Here is a 12,250-nt window from a genome sequence, read left to right on the forward strand (position 1 = left end):
CCCGCGCCTATGTTCCCGGCCATGTCGTCGATCTGGGAATACGCCAACCCGCGCCGGTTCATGGCCACCTCCGCATGGCTACTGCCGTGGGTCACTGGCATTGCGGCGCTGTGCCTGATCGGCGGGCTGATCTGGGGCTTCTTCTTCACCCCGAACGACTTCCGCCAGGGCAGCACCGTCAAGATCATCTACATCCACGTGCCCACCGCGATCATGGCGATCAACGCATGGTTCATGATGCTGGTCTGTTCGCTGATCTGGCTGATCCGCCGCCACCACGTCAGCGCGCTTGCCGCCAAGGCGGCGGCACCTGTGGGCATGGTATTCACGCTCATCGCGCTTTTCACCGGCGCCGTCTGGGGGCAGCCGATGTGGGGCACCTGGTGGGAATGGGACCCGCGCCTGACCGCGTTTCTGATCCTGTTCCTATTCTACCTCGGCTACATCGCACTTTGGGAGGCGATCGAAAACCCGGATCAGGCCGCGGACCTGACGGCGGTTCTGTGCCTCGTCGGCTCGGTCTTTGCGGTCCTCGCCCGCTATGCGTTGGTGTTCTGGAACCAAGGCCTGCACCAGGGCACAACCGTAAGCACCGTTGGTGTCGGGGTTGCGGAAAACGAAGGCGTCTCAAGCGTCTTCTTATACCCGATGCTCACGTCGCTGACCGGGTTCGTCTTCCTGTTTCTGGCGCTGGTCTTGTACCGAACCCGGACGGAGATCCGCGCCCGCCGCCTCAAAGCTCTCATCGCGCAGGAGCAAATGGCATGAATGTCGATCTCGGCCCATATGTGGTGGAAGTGTTATCCGCCTATGCCGGTGGGATTGCCCTCTTGCTGGGTCTGATCGTGGCGTCGGTCTTGCGGGCGCGCTCGGTCGCGCGTCGCCTGGCCGAGACAGAACACCGGCGCGAGGTCCGTACGCGATGAAAATCAATTGGCTCATGGTTCTGCCCTTGGCGCTGACCACCGCGTTTTTCGGCATCGCGGGATGGCAGCTTGCCAACAACAGTGATGATCTGACCGCTGGCGTCGATACAACATCCCTGAGGTCCGCGCAGGAGGGGCAACCCGCCCCGCCGCTTGATCTTGTAGAACTTGGCGACACGCCACTTCTGACCCGCGCCGCGTTGGAGGTCGAAGACCTTGTCGTGGTGAATTTCTTCGCCTCCTGGTGCCCGCCCTGCCGCGCCGAACACCCGACCCTGACGGCATTGTCCGAGGCCGGTGTTCCGCTTTATGGCGTGAATTACCGCGACCGGGACGTGCAGGCACTTGGGTTTCTGGACGAACTTGGCAATCCCTACGACCTGATCGGCGCAGATCCCTCCGCCACAAACGGCCGGGACTGGGGCGTCGTCGCGATGCCCGAGACCTTCTTCATCAATTCCGAGGGCATTGTCGTGTTGCATTTCCGTGGCCCGGTCATTCGACGGTCGCTCGACAATCAAATCCGGCCAGCCTTGGCCGAACTTGGCTACACATTGCCGGAGATCGGCGCATTGGCGGATGTCGAGACGAATTGACGCCCGACACGGGGCGCCCAGTCATACGCTGCCATCCCGGCCTTGCATCATGCCCCAAAGCTGAACGACGCAGCGCCCTGCTCAGTAGATGTAGCGGATCTGGTCGGTCCAGAACCGTTCCACACGCTTGAGCGAATGATTCATGCGGTCAAACCCGTCGGCATCAAGCACCGCCTGTTTCTCCAGTCCTTCGGCATGACGCGCGAAAAGCTGATCGACGGTGTCGCGCACGTGGCGACCCTTTTCGGTCAGCCGTACCCGCACCGAGCGACGGTCAATCTCGCAGCGCTGGTGATGCATGTAGCCCATGTCCACGAGCTTCTTGAGGTTGTAGCTGACGTTCGAGCCCTGATAATAGCCACGGCTCTTCAGCTCTCCGGCTGTCACCTCATTCTCGCCGATGTTGAACAACAACAGGGCCTGAACGGCGTTGATATCGAGAATTCCAAGGCGTTCGAACTCATCCTTGATGACGTCCAGAAGCAGCCGATGCAGGCGCTCCACCATGGAAAGGGATTCGAGATACGCCCCCAGATATCCGGTCTGGACGGGCGTCGCGAGGGGCGCATGCATACTCATGATTTTAGGCTCCGCAATCACTGCTTTCACACAAAGATTCGGCGAAAAACTAAAAAATTCCGTTAAGCGCGAAAAAGTCTTTTGGATCAGGCGCCTCGCCCAAGTGTCGGCCGCATGTCAGCCGCCAGACGCGCGATCATTGGCGCCAGGGAGTCGGGCGCATCCGCCTGCCCCGACACCCATTGGTAGAGGTCGTGATCGGCCTCGGCCAATACCGCTTCGAACGCGTTGACGGTCTGCGCATCGGCTTCAGCCAGATACGCATCGGCCCATCCGCCCAGGATCAGGTCCATTTCCTTAATGCCGCGGTGCCACGCCCGCATGCGCAGCCGTTTCATGCGGATCTCGGGCGTCTCGCTCATGCGCCTGCCAGCGCCGCGCGCAAGCGCTTTTCCAGGCGTCCCATCCGCTCGGCCAGCTGCGTCTGCTCTTGACGCATCTGCCGGATATCAAGCAGCAGCCGCTCCATATCCTCGTCGACCGTCTCCAAGCGCTCGGGGCTGTCGAGGCCTTCCCCCTGTCCGCTGAGCAGCCACATCATCGACACGCCCAAAATACCGGCAAGCATCGACAATTTGTTGGCACGCGGCTCGGCCTGATCGTTTTCCCACCCGCGCACGGTCTTGATCTTCACCCCCAACCGCTTGGCCAGTTCCGCCTGGCCCAGACCCGCGGCTTCCCGCGCGCCCGTGACCCGGTCGCCGAAGGTCGTGGTCTCGGCATCGTACCAATCCGCAGAAGATAGCGACAGATCGCCCATGGTGTTTGTCCCCGTGATAGCTTGAATGCGTGCGGGCACGCTCTTATCAGTGCCCCTTGTGTATATAGCCCCATCGCGGGGAAACCAAAGCCATAGGACGCGACACGATGCCCTTCCTTTCCGACACCCTCGCCCGGGTGAAGCCTTCGCCCACAATCGCCGTCTCCAACCTTGCCGCAGAACTCAAGCGACAGGGCAAGGATGTGATCGGTCTGGGTGCAGGTGAGCCGGATTTCGACACCCCCGACAATATCAAGGACGCCGCCAAGGCCGCCATGGATGCGGGCAAAACGAAATACACCGGCGTCGATGGCATCCCAGAGCTGAAAGAGGCGATCTGCGCCAAACTCAAGCGCGACAACGGCCTCGACTACACGCCCGCGCAGGTCTCCGTGGGCACCGGCGGCAAGCAGATCCTCTACAACGCGCTGATGGCCACCATGAACCCGGGCGACGAAGTCATCATTCCCGCGCCCTACTGGGTCTCCTACCCCGACATGGTGCTGCTCGCAGGTGGTGAGCCCGTCTTCGTCGAAGGCCCCTCGCAAAACGGCTACAAGATCACGCCCGAAGACCTCGACGCCGCGATCACGCCCAAGACCAAATGGTTCATCTTCAACTCGCCCTCGAACCCCACCGGCGCAGGCTATACGGCGGACGAGCTCAAGGGCCTGACGGACGTGCTGATGAAACATCCCCATGTCTGGGTCATGACCGACGATATGTACGAACACCTCGTCTATGACGATTTCGAATTCGCCACCCCCGCTCAGGTCGAGCCCGGCCTCTATGACCGTACGCTGACCTGCAACGGCGTGTCGAAAGCCTACGCCATGACCGGCTGGCGCATCGGATACGCCGCCGGCCCCGAAGAGATTATCAAGGCCATGCGCAAGGTGCAGTCGCAATCGACCTCCAACCCTTGCTCCATCTCGCAATGGGCCGCGGTCGAGGCCCTGAACGGGCCGCAGGATTACCTCGCCCCCAACAACGCGCTCTTCAAACGCCGCCGGGACCTGGTCGTGTCGATGCTGTCCGAAATCGACGGCATGCAATGCCCGGTCCCCGAAGGCGCCTTCTACGTCTACCCGACAATCACTGGCCTGATCGGCAAAACCACCCCCGCGGGCGTGACCATCGACACGGACGAGACCTTCGCCAAGGCCCTTCTGGAAGAGAAAGGCGTCGCGGTTGTGTTCGGCGGAGCCTTCGGCCTGTCACCCGCGTTTCGGGTCAGCTACGCCACCAGCGACGACAACCTGCGCGAGGCCTGCACCCGCATTCAGGATTTTTGCGCATCGCTCACGTAAACGGACAGGACGGGGTTCACCCACCATCAAGACGAGGCTTATACCCCGCCCTCCAGCGCCAAGGCGCCGCGCGGACACCTTTCCACGCCGTGCCAGACCCTTGCACACCCCCCAAAGCGGACGCGTGCCAAATGCTTATCGGGGTGAGAAGCGCGCTTTCGCGGCAGCCCGCGCCAAGGTCCGCCTCGCTGGACGAAGCGCCAGTTCGCTGCAACTGCGCCAATGGCTGCTTTGTACAGTCTTATTGCTGACTGGTCATTGATGTGCTTGGCCGGAGCCCTCTCGAAACCGGCTAAGTGTTTCCTTCTTCTCGCTAAAGCTACGCCACTTTTCCCTCCTATTTTCACCAAATCTTAGGAAAAATTGACCTGTAGACAACGGGTTGATAGGTGCAAGGAAGAAGGGAAAGTCGTGGCGCAGTATACGGTCACAGCGTTCAGGTGGTCAGGAACCGGGTATAATGCCCAGTATAATACGTCCTATTCCGCAGTAATCGACGATGACGACGCAAACCTGGATGGTGCTACAGATACCGATGAAACCGTTAGCATAAACGGCGGTCCATTTAGCGCGATGGCAGGCCCGCCCTATGACATCAATGTTTCGTTCACAGATACCAATGGCGACCCCCATGTTGAAACATTCTATTTCTTCAATACCGGTGGAGACTGGTATTTTATCCCCGGGCCAGGGTCCGATTTTACTGTTGGCGCGACGCTCGGTACCTATCAAAGTCACACAGCGACCCCAACACCTTACACCACCATCACATGCTTTGTACGAGGAACGTTGATCGAGACAGAAAACGGGCCAATGCCAGTAGAGCAATTGCAAGCAGGGATGAAGGTCTTGACTGCTGACGGAGATTTCAAACCTCTGCGCCTTCCACTGAGCCGAAGAATTCCAAAGCATGAAGTGGCACTCAACTTCAAGTTGGCTCCGGTACGCATCATGGCAGGAGCTTTGGGAAATGGCATCCCCAAACGCGATCTTTTGGTCTCGCGTCAGCATCGCATGCTTGTTTCGTCGAATGTTTGCGAACGCATGTTCGGTCAACGAGAAGCATTGGTCGCAGCTATTAGGTTGACGAAATTGCCAGGCGTTTTCATCGAAACCGGCTATGGTGAGGTTGAATACTTCCACCTCCTTTTTGATTGTCATGAAGTAATTTTCGCTGAAGGTGCGCCAACTGAAAGTTTCTTCACGGGGGTAGAAGCGCTCAGGTCAATGCCTTCGCAAGCGCGCGAGGAAATCTTGGAGATCCTACCCCAGATCGGCCGACCTGACTATTTATCAGAACCCGCCGTCCAAATTCCGTCTCGCAAGCTCCAAAAACAGCTTGTTACAAGGCATATCAAGAACAACCGACCTTTCATCTGACCTTCTATCAGCAGACGTTTGTGCAATCCGCAGCATATGACACCACGGGCTCAAACCCGGCCTTCGCTGCGAACTGCGCATGCGTCCGCTCCGGACCTGTGGCCGCCACTGTGACACGTCTGCCGTGACAGCCGGGCGAAAGGGCAGACCTGCGCTTAATCAAAGGTAAACAAAATGTCTTTAACAAATGAAACAAAACTCTAACCCCTCTGCTCAACCTTGAGCAGCCCCGCCCTAACCCCCACGGCCCCTTGCCCATCCCCTTGTCGCCCGCTACGCCGCCCCCATGCCCCGCGCGCGCCTCACCGACCATCTGATCCTGATCCTCGGCTGCCTCGTGATGCTCGGCCCCGTGGCGCTGGCCCTGCGCGCGGGCCTTACGGCCGACGCCCTCGCCCCGCTCCTCGCCCCACCGCCCCACCGGCCCGATCTGGCGCAGATGCTCACCACCTCGCTGGTCATCGCCATCGGCGTCGCCCTGATCAAGACCCTCGTTTCCTTCCTCGCCGCCTATGCGCTCTCGCTCTTCCGCATCCCCCACGCCTCCAGCTTGATGGCGCTCCTGCTGCTGCCGCTGTTCTTGCCCATCGAAAGCCGCATCATGCCCACCGTTCTCGTCACGGACGCACTGGGACTGCTCAACACCTACACCGGCCTGATCCTGCCGGTGACCGCCACCGGCCTCGGCACGCTGATCCTGCGGGCACAATTCAAGCAGATGCCGCCCGAAATCCTGGAAGCCGCCCGCCTCGACGGCGCAGGGCCCCTGCGCGCGATGTGGGACATCTACCTGCCGCTCAGCCTGCCCGCGATCGCGGCACTACTGGCGTTTTTCTTCGTGCTTGGCTGGAACCAGTATCTCTGGCCCCTCGTGGCCAGCCCGTCGAGCCCGGACCGCGCCACCGTCGTCAGCGGCCTTGCACTTCTGCAAATCGGGTCCGCCCCCTCGCTCGCGCTTGCCGCCATCGCCCTTCTGCCGCCGCTGGTGGTATTCGTTGTGGCGCAACGCTGGATCGTGCGCGGCCTTGCGCCGGTGCGCGATTAACCGCCGGCCCCTTGCGCGCACACCGCACCGCACCCCGCCAACCCGCTTGACGCCTGCGCACGGAGGCGGGATGGTCATATCCACAGGGCACAGATCAGATGGCAGACCAGATCCATGACCGAGCTTCCCGAGTATTACTTCCGCATCCGTGACAACGGCGCGGCAGTCTTTCGGGTCACCACCGAGAACCGCCAACGGCGCATCGAGATGGACGAGATTGCTGTCATCAACATCCGCAATGGCAACGTCAAACCCCATGGCGAGCATGTCCTGAGCGATGAGGAACAGGCCGTCATCGCCGATTGGATGGCAGAGCGACGCGCGGTTCTGGCCGAGCGGGATATCGACGACATCCACCGCGCGGTCGACTACCTGAACCTGACGACACATTGGGCGCAAAGCCGGGCCAGTGACGAAGACCTCGACGATGTCACCGACCGCCTGCTGCTCGCCATGCATGATCTGCGCAGCGTCCTGGTCCGCAAGAAAGCCGACCGGGTAATGGCGCAGGCCAAGACGACCGAAAACGCCGAGGGATAGCGCCCGCGCGCCATGCCGACGAATGACGGGCAAACCGACCTATTGCGCTATCGTCGTGATCCGGTAATCGGTCGTACCCGCGGGCACCTGCATCATCTCCATGCAGTTTCCGAGGCCGTCCGTGGCCATCCAGATGTGGCCGGGATCGGTCGTGTAGGCGGCGGCCTGACCGGGGTTGAGGGCCGTGATCTCAACCACCGCGCCGACCTCGTCGATCCATTGCAGCGCGCGGTAGCCGTCGGAGGAATTGATAAAATTAACCACCTGCGCCACGCCGGTCGGGCGCGAAGACACACGCCCGAAATTCTCACACGCCAGATAGCCCGGCTGCGCGTTGATAGGTGCGCTGGGACGGCCGCCGCTTTCGGGATCGAGCCGCGCCACCTCGGCGCAATCGGCCAGGAACGGCCCGATGGTGTTGGGGCCGTTGCCGGTGAGGGTGAGCCCATTGCCGGTCCCCGGCCGATCGAAGCGCACCGTGCGATTGCCCGCAATCACCAGCCACGCCGGGTTCGACACATCCGTGAAAATCTCCACCCCCGAGACACCGAACTCCGCTCCGACGCCCACAACATTGCCCTGCAGAACGACGCTGCGCCCATCGGGAATGGTGGCGCGCAGATCCGCCGCCATGCCATTTTGCAGACCCGCGACATCCGCGCTGACCTGAAGATGAACGACCGGATCGCCCGGATTGACCAGGCACTCCCCCACGATCGCCACGTCATCGGATTCCGGGACCGCATATTGCAGGCGCACAATCGTGCCCTCCGGATTGCCCTCGTCCACTTGCGTGAACCGGGTCCAGACATGGCCGCTGATATCCGGGCCGAGGTCGGGGATCAGGACATCGGCCACCGGCAGCTCCGGCGCGGGCGCAGACGGCTCCGCGACGCTGGCCGCTGCCGCACAGGCCGTGGCGAATTGCGCAACGTAATGCTGGTTGGTGGTCAGGTCGAAGGGGATGTTGAAATCCGTCAACCCCACAAGCCCGTACCGGACCACGGGTGCGGTGGCGAGCATCTGAAGCTCGGGGCCATCGGCGGACACCACGACCTCGGGGCCGCCAACCGGGTCATCCTCGGCGTCAAAGATCTCGGCCTGCAACGTCACGGTCAGGCCCGCATCGTCGCTCATCTGAAACGCCACGACATCGCCTGCCGCCGCAGCCCCGGCAAAAGCCTCGAACCGGATCGCGGCATCGCCTCCGCCGACACATTGCACCCAGATCAGTCCACGCGGCACCCGCGCGCCCCCGGCCTCGCCCTGCCCGGCAGCGAAACTGTCTGTCGCCACCAGATCAAGCACCGGCGGTCCGCCCGAGAACGGGTGGTGTTCGTTGAAAACCCAGGTGAAGGCCTCCTGCGCCGAAAGCGGCGCGGCGGATATGGCGAAACACAATGCAACGGGCAAGGCACGGAAACAACGCATGGAACACTCCTTCATAGGGCCGAATGCAGCTTCCGGCGTCGCCTTGCACAAGGCAAGGTTTCTTTCAAAGGCGGGTGAACCGGCTGCTTAGCACCATGTCCTTGCGCGGGCCGGTGACCTGCCAGACCTGTGTGAAGCTTTGCGGCAGATCGAAGGTATAACTCACCCGGTAGAGGTCGGGGGGGCACTGGTGCACCGCCTCGACACCGGGCGGGGGAAGCGTGTGGAACGGGCGCCCGTCGTCGAAAAACACCTCTATCGCGTCACCTGCTGCGCGCCAGAGGTAGCGTCGCGTCGCCTGCATCGGTAGGCCGTCGCCGTAATGAAGCGTGCCAGCTTCCTCTTGGATCAGGCCATGAGCATCCCGGTGCCAATTGGCCGCTCCCTCCAGCCGCCCTGTCACACCGGCGCGCGCATCCGCAATCACGCGGTCCAGTCTCCACCGCCCCTCCAGATCCCGCAAGTCGATCATTCCGCCACAATCCGCCCTTCATACCGGTTGCCGTACCCATCGAGAAACACGATCCCATCCGGATTGGCGCTTTCAACCGCGTAGCACTCCCATGTCGGAGCCGACGGCCATTGCGAACAGTAGGAATTGTTCTCAACCCGCCACGTGCCCCATGACGGCTCACGGTGGGTGTAGAGCGTGCGCCCCGAGGCATGGAAACGCTGCGTGGCGCCGGTGTGGTAGATGACATCGCGATCAATCAGGATTTCGGCGATTTCGGCACCGCTCAAGGCAAGCCAATCCTGTGCCTGCCCCGCGCCCGGCGCGGCCCCAAGCATCAATACTCCCGCCAATATGGCCCGCATCGCCTTGTCCCCCCCCGTTGATCCGCCTATCAGGCAACGACACGCCGCAGCGAAAGGCAAGCCCATGATCCCCCGCTATTCCCGCCCCGAGATGACCGACATCTGGGAGCCCGCCACCAAGTTCCGCATATGGTACGAAATCGAGGCGCATGCCTGCGATGCGATGGCCGATCTGGGCGTGATCCCACGCGAAAACGCGCAGGCCGTGTGGAAGGCCAAGGACGTGGAGTTCGATGTTGCGCGCATCGACGAGATCGAGGCCGTTACCAAACATGACGTGATCGCCTTCCTGACTCATCTGGCCGAACACGTCGGCAGCGAAGAGGCCCGTTTCGTGCACCAGGGGATGACCTCGTCCGACGTGCTCGACACCTGCTTCAACGTGCAGCTCGTGCGCGCCGCAGACATCCTTCTGAGCGGTCTCGACCGGGTGCTTGCGGCTCTGAAAACCCGCGCCATGGAACACAAGGACACGCTGCGCGTCGGGCGTTCGCACGGGATCCATGCCGAGCCCACGACCATGGGCCTGACCTTTGCGCGGTTCTACGCCGAGATGGACCGCAACCGCGCCCGCATGCAGGCCGCGCGCGCCGAAATAGCCACCGGCGCGATCTCCGGCGCTGTCGGCACTTTCGCCAACATAGATCCACGCGTCGAAGAGCATGTCTGCGCGCAACTCGGCTTGGAACCCGAGCCGATCTCCACGCAAGTTATCCCTCGCGACCGCCACGCGGCCTTCTTTGCCACGCTGGGTGTGATTGCCTCGTCGATTGAGAACATTGCCGTTGAAATCCGCCACATGCAGCGCACCGAAGTGCTTGAAGGGGCGGAGTTTTTCTCGATGGGGCAGAAGGGTTCCTCGGCGATGCCGCACAAGAAGAACCCGGTCCTGACCGAGAACCTCACCGGGCTTGCGCGGTTGGTGCGGATGTCGGTGATCCCGGCGATGGAAAATGTCGCCCTCTGGCATGAGCGCGACATCTCGCATTCCTCGGTCGAACGGATGATCGGCCCCGACGCGACCATCACGCTGGATTTCGCGTTGAACCGGCTGGCGGGTGTTGTCGAAAAGATGCTGATCTTTCCCGACAACATGCTGGACAACATGAACAAGTTCCCCGGCCTCGTTATGTCGCAGCGGGTGCTGCTGGCGTTGACGCAAGCCGGTGTGAGCCGCGAAGGCGCCTACGCCATGGTGCAACGCAACGCGCTGAAGGTCTGGGAGGAGCGGCTTGATTTCCAGGACCTTCTGCTGAGCGACGCGGAGGTTGTGGCGGCGTTGGGCGAAGATGCCATCCGTGAGAAATTCGACATGGGCTACCACACCAAACATGTCGACACGATCTTCGCGCGGGTCTTTGGCGACGGTTGACTTTGACCCAGCGTCACCCCGTGCTATCTTTTCGCTTGCAACCAATCTGACAGGAGCACGCGACATGACGATCAAGACGCTTTTCGCCGCCTCGGTGCTGGTACTGGCCCCCATGATGGCAAGCGCCGAATGCAGCTGGGATTACGGCGCGCAAGAGGCCGCGATCAGCTGCGCCGAAGGCACCACGTGGGACGCAACCGCCATGACCTGCGTGGCCGTGGCCTCCAGCTGACGCCACCGACAGTCTGACTAGGCCGGCCGCAATCCCTGCGCGCCGGCTTTTTATGTCGGATTTTAGCGGTCGCGGGCCGGGATGCTCACCTCCTGTTAACCTGCAAGCGGTAGGACATGGGACGGGTCTCGAAACCGGGGGGCTGCCCATGCAAGACGCATTCGCTGCGGAAAAATCCTCGATCGTGCTGGATGGCGACGTGACGCAGGACCTGCGCATGCTCGATGTGACGCCGCGCAGACTGAGCAAGAAGCAAAAGGCCGCCGTAATCGTTCGGCTGCTTCTTGGCCATGGCGTGTCGTTGGGGGTCAGCAAGCTATCGCCGGACGATCAGCACGCATTGGCCCATACCATTGCCGCCCTTGGAAACATCGACAAACCGACGCTGGCGGAGGTTGTGCACGAGTTCACCCACAAAATCGACAATCTGGCCCTCAGTTTCCCGCAGGATTTGACCGAAACCGTTGAATTGCTGGAACCCTATCTCGCGCCCGGCGCCCTCGGAAAGCTGCGCGCCACCGCAGAGCAAAACGACACGTCCGACCCTTGGGGCCGGATCGCGCGGCAATCCGTGGACCGCCTGCGCCCGCTCTTGAGCAGCGAAAGTGCTGAGGTGTGTTCGGTCCTTCTGTCCAAGCTGAGCGTGGCGAATGCGGCCGAGTTATTGGCAGGCGTGCCGCCGGAACGCTCGGATGTGTTGGCGCATTCCATGGCGCTGACGGAAGCGATTACGCCCGAACTGGTCGATCGGATCGGCCTGCACGTACTCTCGATCCTCGACGCTGCTCCGATCAACGCCTTCGACAAGGCAGCTGCTGAACGGGTCGGCGCGATCCTGAACGCGACCCCGCAGCAGGCGCGCGACCGCATGCTTGAAAACCTGCAAACGCGTGATGAGCCTTTCGCCGCCGAGGTACGCAAATCGATCTTCGCCTTCCCGCATATCCCCGCCCGGCTGGAGCCCGCCGATGTGCCTTTGGTCATGCGCAAGGTCGACAACGATACCGCCGTTACAGCACTCGCCGCAGGCAAAGAGGGCGCAGAGCTATCCGTCGAGTTCCTGCTTGAGAACATGTCCAAACGTCTGGCTGAGCAATTGCGCGATGATGCCGACGCCCGAAGCGCTCCGAAACCCGACGAGGGCGAAGCAGCCATGGCCGCCGTCATCGCCGCAATCCGCACTCTCGAGGCCGAAGGAGAGATCACGCTTCTCATCCCCGAGGAGTAGATCAGCGCGCCTCCCGGGGCCTTTCCGAACTACGC

At 61.9% G+C, this 12,250-nt stretch carries 16 protein-coding genes; 10 read left to right on the top strand and 6 right to left on the bottom strand.

What is annotated here, in order from left to right; translation table 11 throughout:
* Nucleotides 1-21: 21 nt before the first annotated feature.
* The 3 genes from V8J83_RS05685 to V8J83_RS05695 are packed head-to-tail and all read left to right on the top strand — an operon-like array spanning nucleotide 22 to nucleotide 1,522.
* On the top strand, nucleotides 22-768 hold the full coding sequence (locus V8J83_RS05685; RefSeq protein ID WP_339984343.1) for a heme ABC transporter permease: 747 nt from the start codon (nucleotides 22-24) through the stop codon (nucleotides 766-768).
* On the top strand, nucleotides 765-926 hold the full coding sequence (ccmD, locus tag V8J83_RS05690; protein ID WP_339984345.1) for a heme exporter protein CcmD: 162 nt from the start codon (nucleotides 765-767) through the stop codon (nucleotides 924-926). The genes V8J83_RS05685 and ccmD overlap by 4 nt, the downstream gene beginning before the upstream one ends.
* Entirely contained in the window at nucleotides 923-1,522 is a 600-nt protein-coding gene (locus tag V8J83_RS05695) for a DsbE family thiol:disulfide interchange protein (RefSeq protein ID WP_339984347.1), read from the top strand. Before ccmD ends, V8J83_RS05695 begins: the two co-directional genes overlap by 4 nt.
* An 81-nt stretch (nucleotides 1,523-1,603) precedes the next feature.
* Here V8J83_RS05695 and V8J83_RS05700 read toward each other — a convergent pair whose 3' ends face one another.
* The 3 genes from V8J83_RS05700 to V8J83_RS05710 all read right to left on the bottom strand — a co-directional run bounded on the left by V8J83_RS05700 (nucleotide 1,604) and on the right by V8J83_RS05710 (nucleotide 2,861).
* Nucleotides 1,604-2,101: a MarR family winged helix-turn-helix transcriptional regulator gene (locus tag V8J83_RS05700; protein ID WP_339984349.1), complete on the bottom strand. Its 498-nt coding sequence runs from the start codon at nucleotides 2,099-2,101 to the stop codon at nucleotides 1,604-1,606.
* Between the two features lie 86 nt (nucleotides 2,102-2,187).
* Nucleotides 2,188-2,463, bottom strand: coding sequence for a succinate dehydrogenase assembly factor 2 (locus V8J83_RS05705; RefSeq protein WP_339984351.1), 276 nt, complete (start codon nucleotides 2,461-2,463; stop codon nucleotides 2,188-2,190).
* Nucleotides 2,460-2,861, bottom strand: a complete 402-nt coding sequence (locus V8J83_RS05710; protein WP_339984353.1) for a helix-turn-helix domain-containing protein — start codon at nucleotides 2,859-2,861, stop codon at nucleotides 2,460-2,462. The genes V8J83_RS05705 and V8J83_RS05710 overlap by 4 nt, the downstream gene beginning before the upstream one ends.
* A 107-nt stretch (nucleotides 2,862-2,968) precedes the next feature.
* Here V8J83_RS05710 and V8J83_RS05715 point away from each other — a divergent pair, with 107 nt between their 5' ends.
* The 4 genes from V8J83_RS05715 to V8J83_RS05730 all read left to right on the top strand — a co-directional run bounded on the left by V8J83_RS05715 (nucleotide 2,969) and on the right by V8J83_RS05730 (nucleotide 7,136).
* Nucleotides 2,969-4,171: a pyridoxal phosphate-dependent aminotransferase gene (locus tag V8J83_RS05715; protein WP_339984355.1), complete on the top strand. Its 1,203-nt coding sequence runs from the start codon at nucleotides 2,969-2,971 to the stop codon at nucleotides 4,169-4,171.
* A gap of 411 nt (nucleotides 4,172-4,582) precedes the next feature.
* Nucleotides 4,583-5,551, top strand: a complete 969-nt coding sequence (locus tag V8J83_RS05720; RefSeq protein ID WP_339984356.1) for a Hint domain-containing protein — start codon at nucleotides 4,583-4,585, stop codon at nucleotides 5,549-5,551.
* Between the two features lie 286 nt (nucleotides 5,552-5,837).
* A complete protein-coding gene (locus V8J83_RS05725; RefSeq protein ID WP_339984358.1) occupies nucleotides 5,838-6,596 on the top strand; it encodes a carbohydrate ABC transporter permease in 759 nt (252 codons plus the stop codon).
* A 114-nt stretch (nucleotides 6,597-6,710) separates the two neighbouring features.
* Complete coding sequence (locus V8J83_RS05730; protein ID WP_339984360.1) at nucleotides 6,711-7,136, top strand: hypothetical protein; 426 nt, start codon at nucleotides 6,711-6,713, stop codon at nucleotides 7,134-7,136.
* 39 nt (nucleotides 7,137-7,175) lie between these two features.
* On the opposite strand, the gene V8J83_RS05735 is transcribed toward V8J83_RS05730, so the two are convergent.
* The 3 genes from V8J83_RS05735 to V8J83_RS05745 form a co-directional block, all read right to left on the bottom strand.
* On the bottom strand, nucleotides 7,176-8,567 hold the full coding sequence (locus tag V8J83_RS05735; RefSeq protein ID WP_339984362.1) for a hypothetical protein: 1,392 nt from the start codon (nucleotides 8,565-8,567) through the stop codon (nucleotides 7,176-7,178).
* A gap of 64 nt (nucleotides 8,568-8,631) precedes the next feature.
* Entirely contained in the window at nucleotides 8,632-9,039 is a 408-nt protein-coding gene (locus V8J83_RS05740; protein ID WP_339984364.1) for a DUF6314 family protein, read from the bottom strand.
* Complete coding sequence (locus V8J83_RS05745; RefSeq protein ID WP_339984366.1) at nucleotides 9,036-9,383, bottom strand: hypothetical protein; 348 nt, start codon at nucleotides 9,381-9,383, stop codon at nucleotides 9,036-9,038. Before V8J83_RS05745 ends, V8J83_RS05740 begins: the two co-directional genes overlap by 4 nt.
* Nucleotides 9,384-9,447: 64 nt before the next feature.
* Between V8J83_RS05745 and purB the strand changes: the two genes are divergently transcribed.
* The 3 genes from purB (at nucleotide 9,448) to V8J83_RS05760 (ending at nucleotide 12,215) form a co-directional block, all read left to right on the top strand.
* Nucleotides 9,448-10,755 (top strand): adenylosuccinate lyase, encoded by a 1,308-nt coding sequence (gene purB / locus V8J83_RS05750; RefSeq protein WP_339984368.1) that lies wholly within the window; start codon nucleotides 9,448-9,450, stop codon nucleotides 10,753-10,755.
* Between the two features lie 64 nt (nucleotides 10,756-10,819).
* Nucleotides 10,820-10,987 carry an adenylosuccinate lyase gene (locus V8J83_RS05755; RefSeq protein ID WP_339984370.1) on the top strand — a complete coding sequence of 56 codons (168 nt, stop codon included), beginning with the start codon at nucleotides 10,820-10,822 and terminating at the stop codon, nucleotides 10,985-10,987.
* A 148-nt stretch (nucleotides 10,988-11,135) separates the two neighbouring features.
* Nucleotides 11,136-12,215 (top strand): FliG C-terminal domain-containing protein, encoded by a 1,080-nt coding sequence (locus V8J83_RS05760; RefSeq protein ID WP_339984372.1) that lies wholly within the window; start codon nucleotides 11,136-11,138, stop codon nucleotides 12,213-12,215.
* Nucleotides 12,216-12,250: the final 35 nt, after the last annotated feature.

The organism is Gymnodinialimonas ulvae, from assembly GCF_037543845.1.
Lineage (GTDB): Bacteria > Pseudomonadota > Alphaproteobacteria > Rhodobacterales > Rhodobacteraceae > Gymnodinialimonas > Gymnodinialimonas ulvae.

Coding starts and splice junctions, on each gene's coding strand:
- V8J83_RS05685 (WP_339984343.1), top strand. CDS start 22: ATGTCGTCGATCTGGGAATACGCCAACCCGCGCCGGTTCATGGCCACC.
- ccmD (WP_339984345.1), top strand. CDS start 765: ATGAATGTCGATCTCGGCCCATATGTGGTGGAAGTGTTATCCGCCTAT.
- V8J83_RS05695 (WP_339984347.1), top strand. CDS start 923: ATGAAAATCAATTGGCTCATGGTTCTGCCCTTGGCGCTGACCACCGCG.
- V8J83_RS05700 (WP_339984349.1), bottom strand. CDS start 2,101: ATGAGTATGCATGCGCCCCTCGCGACGCCCGTCCAGACCGGATATCTG.
- V8J83_RS05705 (WP_339984351.1), bottom strand. CDS start 2,463: ATGAGCGAGACGCCCGAGATCCGCATGAAACGGCTGCGCATGCGGGCG.
- V8J83_RS05710 (WP_339984353.1), bottom strand. CDS start 2,861: ATGGGCGATCTGTCGCTATCTTCTGCGGATTGGTACGATGCCGAGACC.
- V8J83_RS05715 (WP_339984355.1), top strand. CDS start 2,969: ATGCCCTTCCTTTCCGACACCCTCGCCCGGGTGAAGCCTTCGCCCACA.
- V8J83_RS05725 (WP_339984358.1), top strand. CDS start 5,838: ATGCCCCGCGCGCGCCTCACCGACCATCTGATCCTGATCCTCGGCTGC.
- V8J83_RS05730 (WP_339984360.1), top strand. CDS start 6,711: ATGACCGAGCTTCCCGAGTATTACTTCCGCATCCGTGACAACGGCGCG.
- V8J83_RS05735 (WP_339984362.1), bottom strand. CDS start 8,567: ATGCGTTGTTTCCGTGCCTTGCCCGTTGCATTGTGTTTCGCCATATCC.
- V8J83_RS05740 (WP_339984364.1), bottom strand. CDS start 9,039: ATGATCGACTTGCGGGATCTGGAGGGGCGGTGGAGACTGGACCGCGTG.
- V8J83_RS05745 (WP_339984366.1), bottom strand. CDS start 9,383: ATGCGGGCCATATTGGCGGGAGTATTGATGCTTGGGGCCGCGCCGGGC.
- purB (WP_339984368.1), top strand. CDS start 9,448: ATGATCCCCCGCTATTCCCGCCCCGAGATGACCGACATCTGGGAGCCC.
- V8J83_RS05755 (WP_339984370.1), top strand. CDS start 10,820: ATGACGATCAAGACGCTTTTCGCCGCCTCGGTGCTGGTACTGGCCCCC.
- V8J83_RS05760 (WP_339984372.1), top strand. CDS start 11,136: ATGCAAGACGCATTCGCTGCGGAAAAATCCTCGATCGTGCTGGATGGC.